Raw genomic sequence first — 21,448 nt, 5'->3', positions numbered from 1 at the left:
CGGTGGATGCCACGGACTCAGCCGAGCGCGGCGGAGGGAGTCGTCCAGACAATCCTTATACCGTCCGCAGAACGCGCTCGGCTACCGCAACCGCGCGCTGGAGGTCGAGGTCAAGGTCACCTCCGTGGGCGGCCACGTAGACGACGAGCACGTTCGTGCCGTCGCTGGCGACAAGGGAACGCCCACCGCCTCCATCTATGCCGTCGCTGGTGCTGACCCAGTACGCGGTTTCCGCGCCGGCAACCTCGACCGCCTCGCCTCCCGCTGCCGGAACAGTAGGCAGGTCGACTGCCCCACCGGGCACCACATGCGCCGACGCGGTCCACCGCGTGTCCCCGAAGAAGAATGCAATGTCACAGTCATTCGGAATCGATGAGAATTCCGCGGGCTTCACCGTCACAGAGTCGGCACCCAGCGCGGGGGCATCGAAAGCCGCGACCAAGTCTTCACACAGGAGTGGCGCCCACCAGTCCCCCGTTGGCGTCGCAGCGACGCCTACGGGGTAATCACCGATGCGCGAGACCGCAGCATCCAGCATCTCTTTCGAGCCCCGCTCAACGACGTCCAGGGGAGCCGACATCTCTACCCTCACAGTCATCGCGTTCACCGTCGCGATCCGGACGCACGTGATTCTGTCCACGAGATCGCAGCCCGGCTCGGCCAGCGGGCGGGTTGTCGGCCGTTCGACGCCCTCCGGAAAGACACTCACGGACAACAGAGCAGCCAAATACTCGCCCCGCGACGCCCATACACACGTCAGACCACCACGGACCGTCTCGATACCCGAACTCCAGCTGGAGCCGGCGAGGTACATGTCGTATCCCGTCGCGTTCGCAAGGATGCCAGGATCGGCGACGTTGTCGCACGCGCCGGCGAACGGCGCGATTCCGACGGGTACCGGCGTGGGAGTCAACGTGGGCGTTGGCGTGAACGTCCGCGTCGGCTCGGTCGTCGGAGTGAGACTTGGGCTCGGCGACGGAGTGGTCGCCACCGGCGGCGCGCTCAGCGTTGAGGTCGCGACCACTCCCCCGGCGATTGCGACCACCAGCACCGCGGCAATGGATCCCGCGATCCACGCGCCCCGGTGCGCACCGACCGGCGTGATCCCTCGCGCCCCGCCCACGATCCGTGCGCGCAAGGCGGCGCGCTCTTCGGGCGTCAGTTCGTCGTTCATGACCGTGCCCCTTCCAGAGCGATGTCGTTACGCAGCTTCGCTTTGGCTCGCGCCAGACGGGACTTCACGGTGCCCGCGGGGATGCCGAGAGCCTGCGCGACCTCGCGCTCCGCGTAGCCCTCCAGAACCGCCAGCACCACAACCGCCTGCTCCCGCTCGGGCAGCCGCTTCAGTGCGGCGAGGACGCCGCTGTCATCGTGCCCCGGCGGCGACACCACCGTCTCGGGCACCGGCGCGCGGTCCAGCAGCACCCGATACCGTCGGCTCGATCGCTCCAGGTTCCGCGCGCAGTGCGCCACTGTCGTCAGCAGCCACGGCAACGGGGATCCCTCGACCAGGCGCACCGACGCGCGCTTGCGCCACAGCTCGAAGAACGCCACCGCAACGGCATCCTTCGCGTCCTCCCGCGCTGTCAACAACCTCGAGGCATGCCGGAACAACCGCGCCTCGTGTCGATCGAACAGCGCGGCGAGCGCCAGCTCGTCGCCTTGGCGTACCCGGGCCCACAGCCCCGCGTCGTCATCATCCACACTCAGTAGTGTCCGCGTCCCGCGGATCGGTTCCCGCCGACACGGCCGGTTCGATAACGAATCGGCCACGCCCTCACCGCCCCCACCGCGCCCCCTAGGGTGAGCAGGTGCGCACCCGCTGGATCGTTCTCCTCACCGCCTCCCTCGCCCTTCTCGTGGGCGTGCTGACCTGGGTCGGCATCGGAGCCGTGGGCGGCGCGACCGGATGGTTCGGAACCGGAACACGCCAGCCCTCCGCGGAGTCCGGTAGCGACTTCACCGTGACCGGCACGTACGCGCTGCAGGCCGACGGCACTCTCGACCCCGAACCCGAAGGACGCGCACGCGAGGTGTGGGACGACTTCGTGCGCGTCGCGACGCCCGCCTTCGTGGCATCCGACATCACCGGGTACCAAACGAGCGACGACTCGGGTAGCGACACCCTGGCCTCTGTCACCAGCGACGAGGGCGACCCGACGAAATGGGTGTTCGCGGCGAACCTGGCCTACGCCGACGACGCCGACCTGCTGCTGTCGACGCTCGTGCACGAGTACGCCCATCTCCTGAGCCTCGGCATCGACGACGTCGACCCCGACGCCACCGAGTGCGACACCGAGTGGAGCGGGGCCGGATGCCTCCTCCCCGACTCCGACCTGGAGAGATTCGCCCAGCGATTCTGGTCCGGATACGACGACGCCCCCGCGCGCGACAACGTCGACTCCGACGTGGCCGGGGAGTTCTACGCGGCGCACGAGGGCGATTTCGTCAGCGACTACGCCGCGACCAACGCGTCGGAGGACTTCGCCGAGACTTTCGCCACCTACGTCCTCGAGCCCGACACCGACGCCGACTCGGTCATCGGCGAGAAGTTCGCGTTCTTCGCAGCCACGCCCGAGTACGCCGACGCGCGCGAACGCATCCGCGCCGAGTTCGGCCTGGACTGATCCCCCGCACTGCCGCGCCGACCACCGCAGCGCGCGAGCCGACGGTCAGGCCCGCCGCCGCCCGACGTGTTGAACGGTGCGCACGACGAGCCCGGCCACCAGCGCCCAGAACGCCGCGCTGACCCCGGCGACGGCGATCCCGGATGCCGCGACGAGGAAGGTGACCACGGCGGGGAGGCGCTCACCCGGGTCATCGATGGCCTGCTGCACCGCCGAGCCGAACGCGGCGAACAGCGCTACCCCGGCGACGGCGGGAATGACACCCGGCGGGGCGAGCAACACGATCGCCGCGAAGGCGGCGGAGAGCCCGCCGAGCACGAGGTACGTTCCGCCGGCCGAGACGCCGGCCACCCAGCGCCGTTGCGGGTCGGGGTGCGCGTCCGGACCGGCGGCGATGGCCGCGCTGATCGCGCCGAGGTTCACCGCGTGGCCGCCGGCGGTGGCGGCGAGCCCCGAACCGAGTCCGGTGACCAGCATGGCCGGGCGCCACGGGATCGTGTACCCGAGGCTCCGCATGACCGCGACGCCCGGCACGTTCTGCGAGGCCATGGTCACCACGAACAGCGGCAGGGCGATCCCGACGACCGAGCCGACGGTAAGCGTCGGGGCGGTGAACTCCAGGCGCGGCAGCAGGGTCGCGGCATCCGCGTCGACCCCGGTGCGGGCGAGCTCGATCGCGACGACGATGATCGCGGCGACGAAAGCCAGCGGGACCGCCCACCGGGGCACGAGCCGGGATGCCACGAGCCAGACGATCAGCACCGGCGCGACCCCCCACGGGTCGCCGACGAGCCCGACGAAGGGCGCGACGCACAGCGGCAGGAGCACGCCCGCGAGCATGGCCTGGGCGATCGACGGCGGAATGCGGGCGATGAGTGCTCCCAGCGGCGGGAACAGAGCGGTGCACAGGATGAGCGCCGCCGACACGAGGAACCCGCCCACGACGGCCGGCCACCCGCCCTCGACCGCGCCGGTGGCGGCCAGCAGCGCGACCCCCGGCGTCGACCACGCGATCGTGATCGGCATGCGGTACCGCCACGCCAGGAAAATACAGCCCACGCCCACCACGAGGGTGATCGCCAGCAGACCGCTCGCGGCCTGGGCGGGCGTGGCGCCGACGGTGCGCAGGCCCGTCAGCACGACGGCGAACGTACTCGTGAAGCCGACGAGCGCCGTCACCATCCCCGCGACGAGCGGGCGGGCGAGCGACACGGGGGCAACGGCAGTCTCCGACATGAGACTCCCGACGCTAGCGGACCGCGTCAGGCGGTGATGACCTGCGCCGTTCCCGGCGTGGCATCCGGACCCATCTCGTCGGCGAGGCGGTTGGCCTCCTCGATGAGCGTCTGCACGATCTCGGCCTCGGGCACGGTCTTGACGACCTGGCCCTTGACGAAGATCTGGCCCTTGCCGTTACCGGAGGCGACCCCCAGGTCAGCGTCGCGCGCTTCACCGGGTCCGTTGACAACACAACCCATGACCGCGACGCGGAGCGGCACCGTCATGTCTTTCAGTCCCTCGGTGACGTCGTCGGCGAGCGTGTACACGTCGACCTGGGCGCGCCCGCACGAGGGGCACGAGACGATCTCGAGCTTGCGCTCGCGCAGGTTGAGCGACTGCAGGATCTGGTGCCCGACCTTGACCTCTTCGGCCGGCGGCGCCGAGAGCGACACACGAATGGTGTCACCGATGCCCTCGGAGAGCAGGATGCCGAAGGCCGTCGCGCTCTTGATCGTTCCCTGGAACGCCGGGCCCGCCTCGGTCACGCCGAGGTGCAGGGGCCAGTCGCCGCGCTCGGCGAGGAGGCGGTAGGCCTTGACCATGACGATCGGGTCGTTGTGCTTGACCGAGATCTTGAAGTCGTGGAAGTCGTGCTCCTCGAACAGCGAGGCTTCCCACACCGCGCTCTCCACGAGCGCCTCGGGGGTGGCCTTGCCGTACTTCTCGAGCAGGCGACGGTCGAGGGATCCGGCGTTGACGCCGATGCGCAGCGACACCCCGGCGGCCTTGGCCGCGGCGGCGATGGCGCCGACCTGGTCGTCGAACTTGCGGATGTTGCCGGGGTTCACGCGCACCGCGCCGCACCCGGCGTCGATCGCCTGGAAGACGTACTTCGGCTGGAAGTGGATGTCGGCGATGACCGGGATCTGGCTCTTCTTGGCGATGATGTGCAGCACGTCGGCGTCGTCCTGCGACGGCACCGCCACGCGGACGATCTCGCACCCGGATGCCGTGAGCTCGGCGATCTGCTGCAGGGTGGCGTTGATGTTGGTCGTCGGCGTGGTCGTCATCGACTGGACGCTGACGGGAGCGTCACCGCCGACGAGGACCTTACCGACCTTGATCTGGCGCGTCTTCCGACGGGGAGCGAGGACCTCCGGTACGCGGGGCATCCCGATGTTCACTGCAGGCACGGGCCCAGCCTACGCCGCCGCACCCGGGCGAGGGCTGAGGGCGCTCTGTGATAGGTTCGGCGCCATGCACGCGTATACCTGCTGGTGGCCCACCGTCTAGGCGGTGAGCATGCGTGCGACAGACCGCCCTCCCTCGGGATCCGGGCGGTCTTCGTGTTTCCGGCGGCCGCTTTGGACCCTCGATCTCAGACGGAAGTACTTCGATGACCGGGCCCGACCCCTCCTCCCTGATCCACGACCTCCTCACCGGCGACGCACCGTTCGCGCTCATCGCGCGCGACGACGCGACCGTCGAGGTGCTCACCGGCACCGTGGTCGACGTCGATCTCTTGGCCGACATCCCGCTCCGTGACGCCCACGGCATCCCGCGCGAGGTGCTCGCGCTCGTCCCGTTCCGCCAGGTGCGCGAGCGCGGCTTCGTCTGCCACGACGACGGCGCGCCGCTGCGCTGCCTCGTGATCGACGAGCGGATGCCACTCCCCCGCGCCGAGGTCCTGGCATCCCTCCCGTCGGCCCCCGTGGCCCTCGAGGACGCCGGGTTCGACATCGACGACGAGGCCTACGCCGACATCGTCCGCCGGGTGATCGCCGACGAGATCGGCCGCGGCGAGGGGGCGAACTTCGTCATCCGTCGCGACTTCGTCGCCGGTGTCGACGCCGACCCGCGCGTCGCCGCGCTCACATGGTTCCGCGCGCTGCTCGAGCACGAGAAAGGCGCGTACTGGACCTTCGCCGTCGTGACCCCCGGCCACATCGCCGTCGGGGCGAGCCCCGAGGCGCACGTGAGCGCGCGCGAGGGCATCGTGACGATGAACCCCATCTCGGGCACGTTCCGTCACCCGCAGGGCGGCGCGACGTCGGAGACGCTCGCGGAGTTCCTGCGCTCGACCAAAGAGACCGAGGAGCTCTTCATGGTCGTCGACGAGGAGCTGAAGATGATGAGCGCCGTCTGCAGCGACGGCGGACGCATCACCGGACCGCACCTGAAAGAGATGTCTCGGCTGACGCACACCGAGTACATGCTGCGCGGGCGCAGCACGCTCGATCCGCGTGACATCCTGCGCGAGACGATGTTCGCGCCCACGGTGACCGGTTCTCCCATGCAGAACGCGTGCACCGTGATCGCCCGCCACGAGACGGCTCCGCGCGGCTACTACTCCGGCGTCGCGGCGCTCTTCACGCCGAACGGTGCTGCGGAGGGCGTGACCCACGACCTCGACGCCCCCATCCTCATCCGCACCGCGTATCTCGTCGACGGACGCCTGCGGGTGCCGGTGGGCGCGACCCTCGTGCGCCACTCCGACCCGTACGGCGAGGTCGGCGAGACGCACGGCAAGGCTGCCGGGGTGCTCGGTGCGATCGGGGCGATCCCCCGCGACACGGTCCCCGCACCCGACCCCGACGCCGATCCCGACGCGCCGGTCGCCCCGCGCCGCCCGCTCGCCGAGGATCCCGCGATCGCCGAGCTCCTGGCATCCCGGAACGAGCGTCTCGCGCCGTTCTGGATGAACCCGCAAGACCCCGACGGTTCGGGACCCTTTGCCGGGCGCACCGCACTGGTCGTGGATGCCGAGGACCGCTTCACCACGATGCTCGCGCACCAGCTGCGCCACCTCGGGCTCGACACCCGCATCGTGCACTGGTCCGAGACGACCGACGCCGACGTGGATGCCGCCGACCTCGTCGTCGCCGGCCCCGGCCCGGGTGACCCGCGCGACGACAGCGCCCGCATGGAGGCGATGCGCCGCGTCGTCTCCCGCCGTCTCTTCCGCCGCGCTCCCCTGCTGGCGGTGTGCCTGAGCCATCAGATCCTCGCCGATCAGCTGGGCATCGATCTCGCGCCCCTCGCGCAGCCGCACCAGGGTCTGCAGAAGAGCGTCGACGTATTCGGCGAGCCCGCCGCGATCGGGTTCTACAACACGTTCACGGCGCGCGTGGCCCCGGGGACGACCGAACGGGGCATGACGGTCGGTGCCGGATCCGACACGACCGACGTCGTCGCTGAGGTCGCCGCCGACGAGACCGGCGACGTGTACGCCCTGCGCGGCCCCGCCGTCGCGAGTGTGCAGGGCCACCTCGAGTCCATCCTGTCGCGCGACGGCATGCGCACCCTGGAGCGGCTGATCGCCCACGCGCTCTGACGCGCGCACATCTCCTGCAGATCCCCGTCGGGGAGCGGCCCAGCGCCGCGGACCGTGTCCGCAGCAGGAGTTGCGTGGCTCCTACAGCAGCTGGATCGGGTTGAAGACATCGGCGAGGAACAGGATGCCGCCCATACCGATGAGCAGCACGACGACCACGAAGGTCACGGGCACGAGCTTCGTGGCATCCACCGGCCGGGCGACCTTGCCGCGGATGCGCGCGAACCAGCGCTTCACCCCGTCCCACAGCGCCACCACGACGTGGCCGCCGTCCAGCGGCAGCAGCGGGATGAGGTTGAAGACGAACAGGGCGATGTTCAGCGATGCGAGCAGAGAGATGATCGCTTGCACCCGCGCGAGAACGGGCGCATCGACCGCGGCGAACTCGCCGGCCAGACGCCCGGCGCCCACGACGCTGAGCGGACCGTTCGGGTCGCGCGGCTGACCGGTGAACAGGTCGACCGCGGTGTCGTAGATGCGCACGGGGAGCTGCGTCATGATCTGCGCGACGGCGCCGACCTGCTGGATCGTCGCCTCGGGGCCGGCCCAGATCGGCTGCGGAACGAGCGCCTCCTGCGCGCGGAGTCCCGCGAAGCCCACCGTCTGGTACTCCGGGGTGCCGGCGGCGTCGACCACGGGCTGGCCGTTCTCGTCGGTCACCGCACGATCCGTGCGGGCGGGCGTGATCGTGACGGTCTGCTCGGCCCCGTCGCGCTCGATGACCACCGGCAGCGCCCGCTCCGGCGAGCGCTGAATGATCTCCGCCGCCTCGGCGAAGGTCGACACCGGGGTGCCGTCGACCGAGACGAGAACGTCGCCGGGAAGGATGCCGGCGGCCGCGGCCGGGGCGATCGGATCGGTGGGCGCGCACTCGGCGCGGTTCTCACTCGCCGGGATCACGCACTGCGACACCGACGCGACCGTGGTCGTGCCCGCCGCCACACCGATGGCGCTGACCGCGACCGCCGACAGCACGAAGGCCAGGAGGAGGTTCATCACCGGCCCGCCGAGCATGATGACGATGCGCTTCCAGACGGGGAGCTTGTAGAAGACGCGGTCGCCGCCGCCGATCATCGTCTCAGCGTTGGCGTCGCGGGCGTCTTGGATCATCGTCGCGAACAAACGCGAACGACGCGTGGGGGCCGCACCGTTCTCGGGTGCCGGCGGGTACATCCCCGACATCGAGATGAACCCGCCCAGCGGGAGGGCCTTGAACCCGTACTCGGTCTCGCCGATGCGGCGCGACCAGAGCGTCGGACCGAACCCGATCATGTACTGGCCGACCCGTACGCCGAAGAGCTTCGCGGGGAGGAGGTGCCCCAGCTCGTGCAGGGCGATCGAGACGGCGAGGCCGATCACGAGCACGAGCACGCCGATGAGGAAGGCGATCGCAGTCACCCGCCGACGATACCGCCACGGGCCTTGGAACCGCCCGTGCGGCGACGATGCGAAGGCTGTGGGGGGGGCGGGTGCGAGAATGGAGAGGATGCCGACCGACACGCCTTCCCACCTGCCGCCCGTCCTCCGGCCGGAGCACCCGCCGCGCCGCGATCTCGCGGAGCTGGCCCGCCGTTTCGGCGAGCGCAGCATCGGCGACGTCGAGGGAACCGTGCTCACCGGCATCACCCTGGCCACCGCCGACCTGCGTGCCGGAGAGGCCTTCGTCGCGATCCGCGGCGTGAACCGCCACGGGGCGGAGTTCGCTGCCACCGCTGCCGAGCGCGGCGCGGTGGCGGTCATCACTGACGATGCGGGCGCCGAGATCGCGGCATCCACGAGCCTGCCGATCGTCGTCGTCGACGATCCCCGCGCGCTCCTCGGTGACCTGTCGGCGTGGGTGTACGGCACGGGAGCCGACGACGACCTTCCTCAGCTGCTGGCCACGACCGGCACGAACGGCAAGACGAGCGTGTCGCACCTGCTCGAGGGGATCCTGGGGCAGCTCGGCGTCGTCACGGGACTGTCGTCGACGGCCGAGCGCCACATCGCGGGCGAGGTCATCGTCTCGCGTCTGACGACCCCCGAAGCCTCGGAGTTCCATGCCCTGCTCGCCCTCATGCGCGAGCGCGGGGTCGAGGCGGTCGCGGTCGAGGTGAGCGCGCAGGCGCTGACCCGGCACCGGGTCGACGGACTCGTCTTCGACGTCGCCGGCTTCACGAACCTCACGCACGACCACCTCGACGACTACGCCGACATGCGCGAGTACTTCGAGGCCAAACTCCCCCTCTTCCGCCCCGACCGCGCGCGCCGCGGCGTCGTGTGCCTGGATTCGGCAGCGGGGGCCGAGATCGCGGCGCGGGCCGAGATCCCGGTCGTGACGATCGTCACCCCCGCGATCGCCGACGACCCGACGGCCGAGGCCGACTGGACCGTCGACATCGTCGACGAGCGGCAAGACGGAACGGAGTTCACCCTCCGCGACCGCGCCGGCCGCTCCCTCACCACGGTCGTCCCGGTGATCGGACGCCACATGGCCGCCAACGCCGGCCTCGCGATCGTCATGCTGCTCGAGAGCGGCCACACGTGGGAGTCGCTGACGGCCGCCCTCGACGGCGGCCGGATCACGGCATCCCTTCCGGGTCGCACACAGCTCGTCTCGGGCCCCCAGGGCCCCGCGGTCTACGTTGACTTCGGTCACTCGCCCGACGCGTTCGAGAAGACCCTCGCCGCGGTCCGCCGCGTCACCCCGGGCAGGGTCGTGATGCTCTTCGGCGCCGACGGCGACCGCGACGCCACCAAGCGCCACGACATGGGACGGACCGCGGTCGACGGCAGCGACATCCTCATCGTCACCGATCACCATCCCCGCCACGAGAACCCGGATGCCATTCGCGAGGTGCTCATCGAGGGGGCGCGCCGCGCGCGGCCCGACGCGGAAATCCACGAGTTCTCGCCGCCCGAGCGGGCGATTCTCGAGGCCGTGGCCCTCGTGGGCGAGGGCGATGCGATCCTCTGGGCCGGTCCCGGTCACCAGGATTACCGCGATATCCGCGGTGTTCGCACCCCGTACTCGGCGCGCGAGCTCTCGCGCCGCGCTCTGCGGGCGGCGGGGTGGCCGGTGCCCGACCCGCAGTGGCCGGTTCCGTACCCCGCCGACGAGACGCCGTCCTCCGACCCCGAGCGTCCGGTCGACTTCCCCGCCTGACGGGGAGGCCGCGCCGTCACGGACGCCGCGGGTCCGCACAACTCCTGCGCCCCCAGCCCGCCGCGCACGCGGAGGGCTTCGGCATCCAATTCTGCCGGAGTTGTGCACGGGCCCGGCGTCCCGCGTGCCCGACGTCCCGCCGTCGCGCGGCCCGGCCCGGCCACCCGCACAACTCCTGCACGCCGGGCGCGGCGCGCGCCCCGGCCCGCCCGGCACCCGATTCTGCAGGAGTTGTGCGCGGGCCCGGCGTCCCGCGTGCCCGACCTCCCGCGTGCCCGACATCCCGCGGACCCGCCCGGCCCACCCCCACAACTCCTGCACGACGAGCGCCGCGCGCGCCCCGGCCCGCCCGAAACCCGATTCTGCAGGAGTTGTGCGCGATGCCGGTCGAGCCGCGTCAGGGTCAGTTCGCGGCGATGACGGCGTCCGCCGTGCGGCGGGCCCAGGACTCGGCCTCCGCGAGCGAGGCGCGGGTGAGGGCGGCGGGCGGCTCGTGGCGATCGACCACGCGCTCGATCACGTCGACAATGCCCAGGAAGCCGAGCCGCCCCTCGTGGAAGGCATCGACGGCTTGCTCGTTCGCCGCGTTGAACACGGCGGGGTAGGTACCGCCCGCCCGCCCGACCTTCTTGGCCAGGGCTACCGACCCGAAGGCCTCTTCGTCGAGCGGCTCGAAGGTCCACTGCGTGGCCGTGGTCCAGTCGAGCGGCGCCCCCACGCCCGAGATCCGGTGCGGCCAGTCCAGGCCCAGCGAGATCGGCAGGCGCATGTCGGGCGGCGAGGCCTGCGCGATCGTGGACCCGTCGAGGAACTCGACCATGGAGTGCACGATCGACTGGGGGTGCACGACGACGTCGATGCGCTCATAGGGCACGTCGAAGAGCAGATGCGCCTCGATGACCTCGAGCCCCTTGTTGACCAGGGTGGCGGAGTTGGTCGTGACGACCCGGCCCATGTCCCACGTGGGGTGCGCGAGCGCCTGCGCCGGCGTCACCTCGGTCAGGTCGGCGCGCGAGCGGCCCCGGAATGGACCCCCGGATGCCGTGAGCACGAGCCGGCGCACTTCTTCGGGCTCACCCGACCGGAGGGCCTGCGCGATGGCCGAGTGCTCGGAGTCGACGGGCACGATCTGCCCCGGGGCGGCGAGCGCCGTGACGAGGTCGCCACCGACGATGAGCGACTCCTTATTGGCCAGGGCCAGGGTGCGCCCCTCTTCGAGCGCCGCGATGGTGGGGCCGAGTCCGACCGAGCCCGTGATGCCGTTGAGAACCACGTCGGCATCGACATCGCGGACGAGCTGCTCGGCCTCGACCGCACCGAGAGCGACGTGTTCCACGGCGAACTCGGCCGCCTGTGCGCCGACGCCGGCACGGTCGCTCCCCGCGGCCAGCCCCACCACCTCGAAGCGATCCGCGTTCGCGCGGATCACCTCCAGGGCCTGGGTGCCGATCGAACCGGTGGAGCCGAGGATGACGACGCGACGCATCCGTTCAGCCTACTGAGCGGGCGTCTCCGCGTGCTGGACGCCGACGATGTCGACGACGAACACCAGCGGAGCGTTGGCGGGAATGTCGCCCTGACCGGCTTCGCCGTAGCCGTCCGACGCGGGCATGACCACGACGACCTGCGAGCCGACCTTCTGCCCTTCGAGAGCCTTGCGGAAGCCCGGGACGACGCCGGTGGTCGCGAACTGCGCGGGCGTGCCGCGTTCCCAGCTGGAGTCGAATACGGTGCCGCCCTCGTACAGGGCACCGGTGTACTGCACGATGACCTGGTCGCCCGGGTTCACCACGTCGCCGTCGCCACGGCGGAGGTTCTCGACCCGCGTCTCGGCGGGCGCCGGTGCGTCGGGCATCGTGATCGTGGGAGCGCCCGCGTCGTCGAACGTGACCGTGGGCATGCCCTCGGCGGGCGCGACCTCGTCGCCCTCGGCGCGGGTAGGCAGCTCTTCGATGGCGTCGGCCACCAGCACGAAGGCGGGCGACCCCTCGCCGAGCGCACCGGCGGGGAACGCCGAGACGGTCCGTGAGCCGATCGTGGCGCACTCGAGCGCCGCGCCGAAGATCTGCTGCGACGAGATGAGGGTGTCCATCCCCGCCGGCGACGTGGTCTGCGTCTCGAGCTGGACCTCGCCCGTGGACGCGTCGACGAGCGTGAAGTTGGCCCGCAGCACGTCGCCGGAGCGCACCTGCTCCCCCGAGCCCTCGATCAGCGTGCTGCGCTGAAGCCCTTCCGGCGTGAATCCGTCGGGCAGCGTGACGGCAACCTTGCCCTCGAAGTCGCCCGACACCTGCACGTCGCCGGAGACCGCCCCCTGGGAGAGCGCGCTCTGGCACTCGCCTGCCTCGGGCGAGCCGCTGGCGTCCGGGGTCTGGGCATCGTTCGACGAGCCAGTGCAGCCGGCCAGGAGGAGGACCGCGGCGGCGGCGACGGACAGGGAAGCGATCGGGCGGATGCGCACGGCGGACCTCTCGGAGACAACAGGGATGGCCCCATCATGCTCCATCCGGCTTTGGTGCCGCTGAGAGCCCTATGCGCGGCGACGCATGCGCCGCGCAGTAGCCTCTTCGGGTGAGTTCCGACGAGACCGAGGGCGTTCCGACCGTCCCCCCGAAGCAGATGGGCGCCGCGTACGGCCTCGGACGTTTCTTCATCGCGCCGCTCGCACGCGCGGTCTACCGTCCCCGCGTCGAGGGGCGAGAGAACGTTCCCCGCACCGGGCCCGTCATCTTCGCCAGCAATCACCTGTCGTTCATCGACTCCATCGCCATCCCCGTGGCCTCTCCCCGCCCCGTGCACTTCCTGGCGAAGTCCACGTACTTCGAGAAGTGGGCGTCCCGGCAGTTCTTCACCGCGATCGGCGCCATCCCCGTCGAGCGCGGCGCGGGAAAGGCCGCCCTCGACGCCCTCGACCAGCAAAGGGCGCTGCTCGAGGACGGGCGCGCCGTCGCCCTGTACCCCGAGGGCACGCGCTCCCTCGACGGGCGGCTCTACAAGGGCCGCACCGGCGTGGCCTTCCTGGCCCTGCAGACGGGCGCACCGGTCGTCCCGGTCGGTCTCATCGGAACCGACAAAGTCATGCCGGTGGGGGCGAAGATCCCCACGACGAAAGAGCGCATCACCGTGCGCTTCGGCGAGCCGCTCGACCTGTCGCCGCACGGTCCGGCGTCATCGGGCCGCGCGCGTCGGGGCGCCACCGACGAGATCATGGCCGCCATCCACGCGCTCAGCGAGCAAGAGCTCGCGAACGCCTACAACGAGGTCCCGGCGCAGAATCCCCTCGACCGCATCAAGCAGGTCTTCCCCCACGAACGCATCTGACCGGTCACCCTTGACGCGGCGGCTCGCGACGAGCATCGTCGGAAGGGGCGGGCCCGAACCCGCCACCGCCACGACGAGGAGGCACCCGTGAAGAAGTTCGTGAACGATCCGGCCGACGTACTGGCAGAGGCCCTGCGCGGAATCCACGCCGCACACCCCGAGCTGCGCATCGACACCGAGAACCGCGTGATCCTTCGCGCCGACCCCACGCCCGCGGGCAAGGTCGCGCTCGTCTCGGGTGGCGGCTCGGGGCACGAGCCGATGCACGGCGGGTTCGTCGGCCACGGCATGCTCGACGCGGCCGCCGCGGGCGAGGTGTTCACCTCTCCCACCCCCGACCAGGTGCTCGCGGCCACGCAGGCCGTCGACTCCGGGGCGGGGGTTCTGCACATCGTGAAGAACTACACCGGCGACGTGCTGAACTTCGAGATGGCCGCCGAGCTGGCAGCCGCCGAGGGCGTGCGTGTGGAGTCGGTCGTCGTCGCCGACGACGTCGCCGTGCAGGACTCGACGTGGACCGCGGGCCGCCGCGGCACCGGCACCACCGTCGTGCTGGAGAAGATCGTGGGCGCCCTGGCCGAAGAGGGTGCGGACCTCGACGCCGTCGCCGCCCTCGCCCGTCACGTCTCGGAGTCCGGCCGGTCGATGGGCGTCGCCCTGACCAGCTGCACGGTCCCGGCCGCCGGACACCCCACGTTCGACCTCCCCGACGATGAGATGGAGGTGGGGGTCGGCATCCACGGCGAGCCCGGGCGCTCGCGCGTGAAGCTCGCGACCGCCCGCGAGGTCGCCAAGATGATGGTCGATCCGATCGTCCACGACTTCGGCGAACCGGTCGGCCCCGCGATCGTGCTGCTGTCGGGCCTGGGCGGCACTCCCCTCATCGAGCAGTACCTGCTGTACGGCGAGATCGCGCCGCTCCTGGCCGAGGCGGGGGTCGAGGTGCAGCGCGTGCTCGTCGGCGATTACATCACGAGCCTCGACATGGCCGGAGCCTCGCTCACGGTGGTCAAAGCCGACGACGAGATGCTGCGCCTGTGGGATGCCCCCGTGGTCACGCCCGGCCTGCGGTGGGGCGCATGAGCGGGGCCGTCTCGACCGACGACCTGGTCGCCTGGATCCGCGCGTTCCGCGATGCCGTTCAGCAGCACCGTGACGAGTTGACCGCTCTCGACTCGGCGATCGGCGACGCCGACCACGGGTCGAACATGGCGCGCGGCCTCGATGCCGTCGTCGCCAAGCTCGACCCGCCGCCGGCCTCCCCCGCGGAGCTGTTCAAAACGGTCGGCATGACCCTCGTCTCGTCCGTCGGCGGTGCCAGCGGGCCCCTGTACGGCACGTTCTTCCTGCGAATGGGGCCGCCCCTGACCGAGGCCGACGGGGTGGATGCCGGAGCCCTCGGCGCCGCACTCCGCGCCGGGCTCGAGGGGGTCGTCGCCCGCGGCAAGGCCGAGGTCGGCGACAAGACGATGATCGACGCCTTGGACCCGGCCCTGACCGCCTGGGACTCCGCCGTCGCCGACGGCGCGGATGCCGCCGCGGCCGCCACCGCGGCCGCGGATGCGGCAGCCCGCGGCCGCGACGCGACCGAGCCCCTCGTCGCCCGCAAGGGGCGCGCGAGCTACCTCGGCGAGCGCAGCGCCGGGCACATCGATCCCGGAGCGTCGTCCTCGACCCTCCTGCTCGAAACGCTCCGCGACGTGTTGGCGGCGCGCGAGTGATCGGCATCGTCGCGGTCTCGCACAGCCGTCCGCTCGCCGAGGCCGCCGTCGACCTGGCCCTGCAGATGGGCGGCGACAGCCCTCCCGTCGTGCGGATCGCCGCGGGCGGCCCCGACGGTGACCTCGGGACGGATGCCACCGCCATCGCTGAGGCTCTCGACGCCGCCGACTCCGGCGACGGAGTCCTCGTGCTCATGGACCTCGGCTCGGCTCTGCTGAGCGCCGAGATGGCGTTGGAGTTCGCTTCCGCACCCGAGCGCGTGCGGCTGAGCCCCGCCCCCTTCGTCGAGGGGCTGGTGAGCGCGGTCGTGACGGCGGCGGCCGGAGCGTCCCTGACCGAGGTCGCCGCGGAGGTCGCGCGCGCCGCCGAGGCGAAGCGGAATCAGCTGGGTTACGACGACGAGGATGCCGTGACGGCCCCGACCGCGGAGCCCGACGCCGACGGCGAGGTCTCGTTCGAGACCACCGTCGTCAATCCGTCGGGGCTGCACGCGCGCCCCGCGGCAACGTTCGTCAAAGCGGCGTCGCGCTTCGAGGCCGACGTGCGCATCGCCGACCTCGACACCGGTTCCGACGCGGTCTCGGCGCGGAGCCTCTTGGCGCTCATGGCGCTCGGCATCCGCCAGGGCGCCCGCGTCCGGGTGTCGGCAACCGGCCCCGATGCGCATCCCGCGCTCGACGAGCTCCGCGCGCTGATCGACGACGGGTTCGGCGAGCGGTGACGAGGGCGGTGGCTGTTCAGCGCGTCACGCTGAGCAGTCGCCGCGCGAGGGCCTCCTCAACGACGAGCTCGGTGATCAGTCCCGCGGCGAGGGCACCGCGCAGACCATCGAGCTTCGACAGGCTCGACACGACGCAGAACCGGCGGGGGATGCGGCGGACGGTGTCGAGGTCCGGTCCGCTGGAGCGTGCGTTCAACTCGGGGATGTCGGACGACCCGTCGACGCGGTAGAACACCGTTGCACAATCGCCCACGACACCCTCGCGCTCGATGATCGCGCGGTCACGCTCGTCGAAGTAGTCGCCGCTGTAAACGTGCGAGGGCACGTCGGCGTGCGGGGAGCCGAGACCGAAGACGAAGAGCCCGACGCGCTGCTGGATCTCGAGCACGGACCGAACGGAGCGCTCGCGCCACATGGCCTGTTTCGTGCGCGAATCGTCGAACAGCGCGGGCACCGGAAACTGGTGCACCGACGACGACCACGCCGCCCCGAACCGCGACAGGATCTCGCCGGCGTACGGGATGCCGGAGGTGCGCAGGTTCGCCGCACCGTTCATCTGCACGATGTGGGTGTCGTGCACGTCCTTGGCCGGCACATGGCGGGCGATCGCCGACAGCGTCGATCCCCACGCGATCCCGACGGTCATCGATGACTCGATGCGTTCGACCAGGATGCGCGCCGCGGTCAACGCCGTGCGTTCGAGGCGCTCGGCTTCCGACGTGCGCGCGGGCGTCGGCACGACGTGAGCGGTGATGCCGAAGCGATCGGCGATGCGCTGGGCCATCTGCCCGCGGGCGTCGTCGGGCGGGCTGATGGAGATCGTCACCAGCCCCACGTCGCGCGCGTGCTGCAGCAGCCGCGATACCGAAGACCGCGAAACGCGCATCTCGTGGGCGATGGCATCCATCGTCAGGTCTTGCATGTAGTACAGCTGCGCCGCGCGCAGCGCGTCACGTGAGCGTTCTTCCGCCTGGGTCGCCATCACCCGTCCCTTCTCCTCTGCTCATTCTGCACGTTTGTTCAAGGGGCTTGCAACAACGTGCAGACGCGCGCATTCTGTTCGAGATACGCACAACGAAAGGTCGCAGTCGACATGTCGTCCCCCTCTTCTTCGCTTCGCGCCGATGTTCAGGCGCTCCGTGACGCCGAAGACCTCGACGTCCTCATCATCGGAGGGGGCATCAACGGCCTCGCCACCCTCCGCGACCTGGCCCTGCAAGGGGTGAAGGTCGCGCTCGTCGAGCGCGGCGATTTCGTCTCGGGTGCCTCTTCCGCCTCGAGCCACATGGTGCACGGCGGCATCCGCTACCTCGAGAACGGCGAATTCCGCCTCGTCAAGGAAGCGGTCACCGAGCGCAACGATCTCCTCAAGACCGCCCCGCACTACGTTAAGCCGCTCGAGACCACCATCCCGATCTACAAGACGTTCTCGGGCATCCTCTCCGCTCCCTTCCGTCTGCTCGTCACGCACGGCCGCGGCAAGCCGAACGAGCGCGGGGCCCTCCTGATCAAGGTCGGCCTCATCATGTACGACACCTTCTCGCGCGATGGTGGCACGGTTCCCCGCCACACGTTCCTCGGCAAGAAGAAGTCGCTCGCTGCGCTCCCGAAGCTCAACCCCGAGCTGGCCTACACCGCCACGTACTTCGACGCCTCGATGCACGACCCGGAGCGCATCGCCCTGGACGTGCTGCGCGACGGCATCATCGCCGGCGGCGGCCGCACGCAGGCGGTCAACTACGTTTCGGCCGTCGGCGCCGACGCGAACGGTGTCCGCGTGCGCGACGAGGTCTCGGGCGAGGAGTTCTCGGTCTCGGCCAAGGTCATCCTCAACACCTCCGGCCCGTGGACCGACCTCACCAACTCCGCCCTGGGCGCGCCCTCGGAGTTCATGGGCGGCACCAAGGGATCGCACATCGTGCTCGACAACCCCGAGCTGCTGGCGGCGACGGGCGGACGCGAGATCTTCTTCGAGCACTCCGATGGCCGCATCGTGCTGATCTACCCGCTGAAGGACCGCGTTCTCGTCGGCACCACCGACATCGACGCCGACCCGGCGACGCCCGTCGTGTGCACCGACGACGAGATCGAGTACTTCTTCGACCTCATCGGGCACGTCTTCCCCACCGTCGGCGTCGACCGCTCGCAGATCGTCTACACCTTCTCCGGCATCCGTCCCCTCCCCCGCCACGATGACACCGCGCCCGGCTTCGTCTCGCGCGACTACCGGATCGTCGACGACGAGATCGGCGGCATCCCCTCGATGAGCCTCGTCGGAGGCAAGTGGACGACGTTCCGCGCCCTCGCCGAGCACCTCAGCATGAAGACGCTGCAGAAGCTGCGCCGCCCGCACCGCGTGAGCACGCAGGGCCTGCCGATCGGCGGTGGCAAGGACTTCCCCGCTACGCCCGAGGCACGTCGCCGCTGGGTCGCCGCGCGCACGAATGCTCACTCCGCGGATCTCGTGGATGCCATGCTCGAGCGCTACGGCACGCGCGCCGACACGATCCTTGCGGCCCTGCCCGCCGAGCCGACGCCCCTCGAGAACGCTCCCGGCTACTACCGCGAGGAGCTCGCGTGGCTCGCGGCGAACGAGCAGGTCGTGCACCTGATCGACGTGCTGCTGCGCCGAACCCACCTCGCTTTCGTCGGCGGGATGACCGAGCGCACGCTCCGCGATGTCGCAGAGGCAATCGCGGAACCGCTGGCGTGGGATGCCGAGCGCATCGACGAGGAAATCGCGCGTACCACCGAGACTCTCCGCTCCGCGCACCGCGTGGACCTGTCCGAGGCGGGGGTCGCGCGAATCTGAGAGAACGTGCGGGCGTGCCATCTGTTGCACGCCCGCACGGCGGTCATAGGTTCGGATAAACCGAGCCGCACTACCGCCCGAGCCAAAGGCGATCGGGCGACAACAGAAAGGTCGATGACGACATGCAAGAAGTGAACTTGGGGCTGTACTTCCTCTCGGAGGTGGTTGGCACCGCCATGCTGCTCCTGCTGGGTTGTGGCGTGGTGGCCAACGTGGCCCTGGCCAAGACCAAGGGCAACGCCGGTGGATTCCTCCTGGTCAACTGGGGATGGGGCCTGGCCGTCTTCGCCGGTGTGATCGTCTCCGCCTACTCCGGAGCCCAGCTGAACCCCGCTGTCTCGATCGGCCTCCTCGTGGCGGGCAACATCTCGATCGTCCAGTTCTTCGTCGCCGTCGCCGCCCAGATGGTCGGCGCGATCATCGGTGCGGTCCTGGCCTGGGCCTCGTACAAGCAGCACTTCGATGACGAGCCCGACCCCGCCGCCAAGCTCGGCGTGTTCTCGACCGGTCCGGCCATTCGTTCGTACGGCTTCAACTTCCTCACCGAGGTCATCGCCACCTTCGTCCTGGTGTTCGTCATCTTCGGCTTCGCCGACTACGGTGTCGCCGACATCGGCGTCCCGGGTGGCCTCGGCGGCCTCTCGGCCGTCCCCGTCGCTCTGCTCGTGGTCGGTATCGGCGCCTCCCTCGGTGGCCCCACCGGTTACGCGATCAACCCGGCCCGTGACCTCGGCCCCCGCATCGCCCACGCGATCCTGCCCATCAAGGGCAAGGGTGGGAGCGACTGGGGCTACGCCTGGGTGCCGGTCGTCGGTCCCCTCGTCGGCGGCACGCTCGCCGGTCTCGTGGCTCCGCTCCTGCTCGGCCTGGGCGCCGTCTGATCTCCACGGGGGCGCCCACCGGCGCCCCCGCCCCGCCTGTCACCCACCCTCGAACCACCCGATAACCTGACAAAGGAGTCCATCCATGGCTGACTACGTCCTCGCCATCGACCAGGGCACGACCTCGACCCGCGCCATGATCTTCAACAAGTCCGGCGGCGTCGTGTCCGTCGGACAGAAGGAGCACGAGCAGATCTTCCCGAAGGCCGGGTGGGTCGAGCACGACCCGCTCGAGATCTGGCGCAACACGCAGGAAGTCATCGGCCTCGCGCTCAGCCGCGCCGACCTCACCCGCCACGACATCGTCGCGGCCGGCATCACCAACCAGCGCGAAACCGCGGTGGTCTGGGACAAGAACACCGGCAAGCCCGTGTACAACGCCATCGTCTGGCAGGACACGCGCACCCAGTCGATCGTCGACCGTCTCGCCGACGGTGACGTGGAGCGGTACAAGAGCATCGTGGGTCTGCCGCTCGCGACGTACTTCTCGGGCACCAAGATCGTCTGGATCCTCGAGAACGTCGAGGGCGCCCGCGAGAAGGCCGAAGCCGGCGACCTGATCTTCGGCACCACCGACACGTGGGTGCTGTGGAACCTCACCGGCGGTATCGACGGTGGCGTGCACGCGACCGACGTCACCAACGCCAGCCGCACCCTCTTCATGGACCTCGAGACGCTGCAGTGGCGCGACGACATCCTCGCCGACTTCGGTGTGCCGCGCTCGATGATGCCCGAAATCCGCTCCTCCTCCGAGGTGTACGGCACCGTCGAGTCGTCGTCGCTCCTGCGTGAGACGCCGGTCGCCGGCATCCTGGGCGACCAGCAGGCCGCGACCTTCGGCCAGGCCGCGTTCGACCCGGGCGAGAGCAAGAACACCTACGGCACCGGTAACTTCCTCATCTTCCAGACCGGTGAGGAGATCGTCCATTCTCAGAACGGTCTGCTCACGACCCTGGGCTACAAGCTCGGCGACCAGCCCGCGCGGTACGCCCTGGAGGGCTCGATCGCGGTCACCGGTTCGCTCATCCAGTGGCTGCGCGACCAGCTCGGCATCATCTCCTCGGCCCCCGAGGTCGAGGCGCTCGCCCGCACCGTCGATGACAACGGCGGCGTCTACTTCGTGCCGGCGTTCTCGGGCCTGTTCGCTCCGTACTGGCGTCCCGACGCCCGCGGCGCGATCGTCGGCATGACACGGTTCGTCAACAAGGGCCACATCGCCCGCGCGGCCCTCGAGGCCACGGCCTTCCAGACGCGCGAGGTGCTCGAGGCCGTCAACGCCGACTCCGGCGTCGACCTCACCGAGCTGAAGGTCGACGGCGGCATGACCGCCAACGACGCGCTCATGCAGTTCCAGGCCGACATCCTCGGCGTCCCGGTCGTTCGCCCGGTCGTCGCCGAGACGACGGCCCTCGGTGCCGCGTACGCCGCGGGTCTGGCCGTGGGCTTCTGGGACAACCTCGACGACCTCCGCGCCAACTGGCAGGAGGACAAGCGCTGGGAGCCCGACATGGACCCCACCGAGCGCGACCGCGAGCTGCGCCTGTGGAAGAAGGCCGTCACCAAGTCCATGGACTGGGTCGACGAAGACGTGCGCTGAGCACTCCCTCGCAGATCGAAACCCCGTCGGCTTCGCGCCGGCGGGGTTCCGTCGTTCCCACAGCTCA

At 70.5% G+C, this 21,448-nt stretch carries 18 protein-coding genes; 10 read left to right on the top strand and 8 right to left on the bottom strand.

Features of this window, described 5'->3' with window-relative positions:
• Window positions 1-55: 55 nt before the first annotated feature.
• Both ACU6WY_RS04595 and ACU6WY_RS04590 read right to left on the bottom strand, forming a co-directional pair.
• The gene (locus ACU6WY_RS04595; protein WP_483821282.1) at window positions 56-1,174 is read right to left on the bottom strand and encodes a hypothetical protein; all 1,119 of its coding nucleotides are present in this window, start codon (window positions 1,172-1,174) and stop codon (window positions 56-58) included.
• On the bottom strand, window positions 1,171-1,704 hold the full coding sequence (locus ACU6WY_RS04590) for an RNA polymerase sigma factor (protein WP_483821281.1): 534 nt from the start codon (window positions 1,702-1,704) through the stop codon (window positions 1,171-1,173). The genes ACU6WY_RS04595 and ACU6WY_RS04590 overlap by 4 nt, the downstream gene beginning before the upstream one ends.
• A 107-nt stretch (window positions 1,705-1,811) precedes the next feature.
• Between ACU6WY_RS04590 and ACU6WY_RS04585 the strand changes: the two genes are divergently transcribed.
• Window positions 1,812-2,627 carry an NADH:ubiquinone oxidoreductase subunit 4 (chain M) gene (locus ACU6WY_RS04585; protein ID WP_483821280.1) on the top strand — a complete coding sequence of 272 codons (816 nt, stop codon included), beginning with the start codon at window positions 1,812-1,814 and terminating at the stop codon, window positions 2,625-2,627.
• A 45-nt stretch (window positions 2,628-2,672) separates the two neighbouring features.
• Here the strand turns inward: ACU6WY_RS04585 and ACU6WY_RS04580 are convergent, their stop codons facing one another.
• Together ACU6WY_RS04580 and ispG are read right to left on the bottom strand one after the other, a co-directional pair.
• Complete coding sequence (locus ACU6WY_RS04580) at window positions 2,673-3,863, bottom strand: benzoate/H(+) symporter BenE family transporter (RefSeq protein WP_483821279.1); 1,191 nt, start codon at window positions 3,861-3,863, stop codon at window positions 2,673-2,675.
• A 26-nt stretch (window positions 3,864-3,889) separates the two neighbouring features.
• The gene (gene ispG, locus ACU6WY_RS04575; RefSeq protein ID WP_483821278.1) at window positions 3,890-5,041 is read right to left on the bottom strand and encodes a flavodoxin-dependent (E)-4-hydroxy-3-methylbut-2-enyl-diphosphate synthase; all 1,152 of its coding nucleotides are present in this window, start codon (window positions 5,039-5,041) and stop codon (window positions 3,890-3,892) included.
• A gap of 203 nt (window positions 5,042-5,244) precedes the next feature.
• Here ispG and ACU6WY_RS04570 point away from each other — a divergent pair, with 203 nt between their 5' ends.
• On the top strand, window positions 5,245-7,182 hold the full coding sequence (locus ACU6WY_RS04570) for an anthranilate synthase family protein (RefSeq protein WP_483821277.1): 1,938 nt from the start codon (window positions 5,245-5,247) through the stop codon (window positions 7,180-7,182).
• Window positions 7,183-7,263: 81 nt separating this feature from the next.
• On the opposite strand, the gene ACU6WY_RS04565 is transcribed toward ACU6WY_RS04570, so the two are convergent.
• Window positions 7,264-8,580, bottom strand: coding sequence for a M50 family metallopeptidase (locus ACU6WY_RS04565; RefSeq protein WP_483821276.1), 1,317 nt, complete (start codon window positions 8,578-8,580; stop codon window positions 7,264-7,266).
• 88 nt (window positions 8,581-8,668) lie between these two features.
• Between ACU6WY_RS04565 and ACU6WY_RS04560 the strand changes: the two genes are divergently transcribed.
• On the top strand, window positions 8,669-10,327 hold the full coding sequence (locus ACU6WY_RS04560) for a Mur ligase family protein (protein ID WP_483821275.1): 1,659 nt from the start codon (window positions 8,669-8,671) through the stop codon (window positions 10,325-10,327).
• Between the two features lie 403 nt (window positions 10,328-10,730).
• Here the strand turns inward: ACU6WY_RS04560 and dxr are convergent, their stop codons facing one another.
• Together dxr and ACU6WY_RS04550 are read right to left on the bottom strand one after the other, a co-directional pair.
• Complete coding sequence (gene dxr / locus ACU6WY_RS04555) at window positions 10,731-11,813, bottom strand: 1-deoxy-D-xylulose-5-phosphate reductoisomerase (RefSeq protein WP_483821274.1); 1,083 nt, start codon at window positions 11,811-11,813, stop codon at window positions 10,731-10,733.
• A gap of 9 nt (window positions 11,814-11,822) precedes the next feature.
• Complete coding sequence (locus ACU6WY_RS04550) at window positions 11,823-12,788, bottom strand: FKBP-type peptidyl-prolyl cis-trans isomerase (RefSeq protein ID WP_483821273.1); 966 nt, start codon at window positions 12,786-12,788, stop codon at window positions 11,823-11,825.
• 158 nt (window positions 12,789-12,946) lie between these two features.
• Between ACU6WY_RS04550 and ACU6WY_RS04545 the strand changes: the two genes are divergently transcribed.
• The 4 genes from ACU6WY_RS04545 to dhaM all read left to right on the top strand — a co-directional run bounded on the left by ACU6WY_RS04545 (window position 12,947) and on the right by dhaM (window position 16,091).
• Window positions 12,947-13,648 carry a lysophospholipid acyltransferase family protein gene (locus ACU6WY_RS04545; RefSeq protein ID WP_483821852.1) on the top strand — a complete coding sequence of 234 codons (702 nt, stop codon included), beginning with the start codon at window positions 12,947-12,949 and terminating at the stop codon, window positions 13,646-13,648.
• Window positions 13,649-13,735: 87 nt separating this feature from the next.
• Entirely contained in the window at window positions 13,736-14,731 is a 996-nt protein-coding gene (dhaK, locus tag ACU6WY_RS04540; RefSeq protein WP_483821272.1) for a dihydroxyacetone kinase subunit DhaK, read from the top strand.
• Window positions 14,728-15,369, top strand: a complete 642-nt coding sequence (dhaL, locus tag ACU6WY_RS04535; protein ID WP_483821271.1) for a dihydroxyacetone kinase subunit DhaL — start codon at window positions 14,728-14,730, stop codon at window positions 15,367-15,369. Before dhaK ends, dhaL begins: the two co-directional genes overlap by 4 nt.
• Window positions 15,366-16,091, top strand: a complete 726-nt coding sequence (gene dhaM / locus ACU6WY_RS04530) for a dihydroxyacetone kinase phosphoryl donor subunit DhaM (protein ID WP_483821270.1) — start codon at window positions 15,366-15,368, stop codon at window positions 16,089-16,091. The genes dhaL and dhaM overlap by 4 nt, the downstream gene beginning before the upstream one ends.
• 16 nt (window positions 16,092-16,107) lie before the next feature.
• Here dhaM and ACU6WY_RS04525 read toward each other — a convergent pair whose 3' ends face one another.
• Complete coding sequence (locus ACU6WY_RS04525; RefSeq protein WP_483821269.1) at window positions 16,108-17,073, bottom strand: sugar-binding transcriptional regulator; 966 nt, start codon at window positions 17,071-17,073, stop codon at window positions 16,108-16,110.
• Between the two features lie 111 nt (window positions 17,074-17,184).
• On the opposite strand from ACU6WY_RS04525, the gene ACU6WY_RS04520 reads away from it, so the two are divergent.
• The 3 genes from ACU6WY_RS04520 (at window position 17,185) to glpK (ending at window position 21,381) form a co-directional block, all read left to right on the top strand.
• The gene (locus tag ACU6WY_RS04520) at window positions 17,185-18,903 is read left to right on the top strand and encodes a glycerol-3-phosphate dehydrogenase/oxidase (protein WP_483821268.1); all 1,719 of its coding nucleotides are present in this window, start codon (window positions 17,185-17,187) and stop codon (window positions 18,901-18,903) included.
• 122 nt (window positions 18,904-19,025) lie between these two features.
• On the top strand, window positions 19,026-19,784 hold the full coding sequence (locus tag ACU6WY_RS04515) for an MIP/aquaporin family protein (protein WP_483821267.1): 759 nt from the start codon (window positions 19,026-19,028) through the stop codon (window positions 19,782-19,784).
• An 85-nt stretch (window positions 19,785-19,869) separates the two neighbouring features.
• Entirely contained in the window at window positions 19,870-21,381 is a 1,512-nt protein-coding gene (glpK, locus tag ACU6WY_RS04510; protein WP_483821266.1) for a glycerol kinase GlpK, read from the top strand.
• Window positions 21,382-21,448: the final 67 nt, after the last annotated feature.

It is taken from the genome of Microbacterium sp. ZW3a (assembly GCF_057167165.1).
Note: the sequence above shows the minus strand (reverse complement) of the source record. Positions and strands in the feature narration are given on the sequence as shown.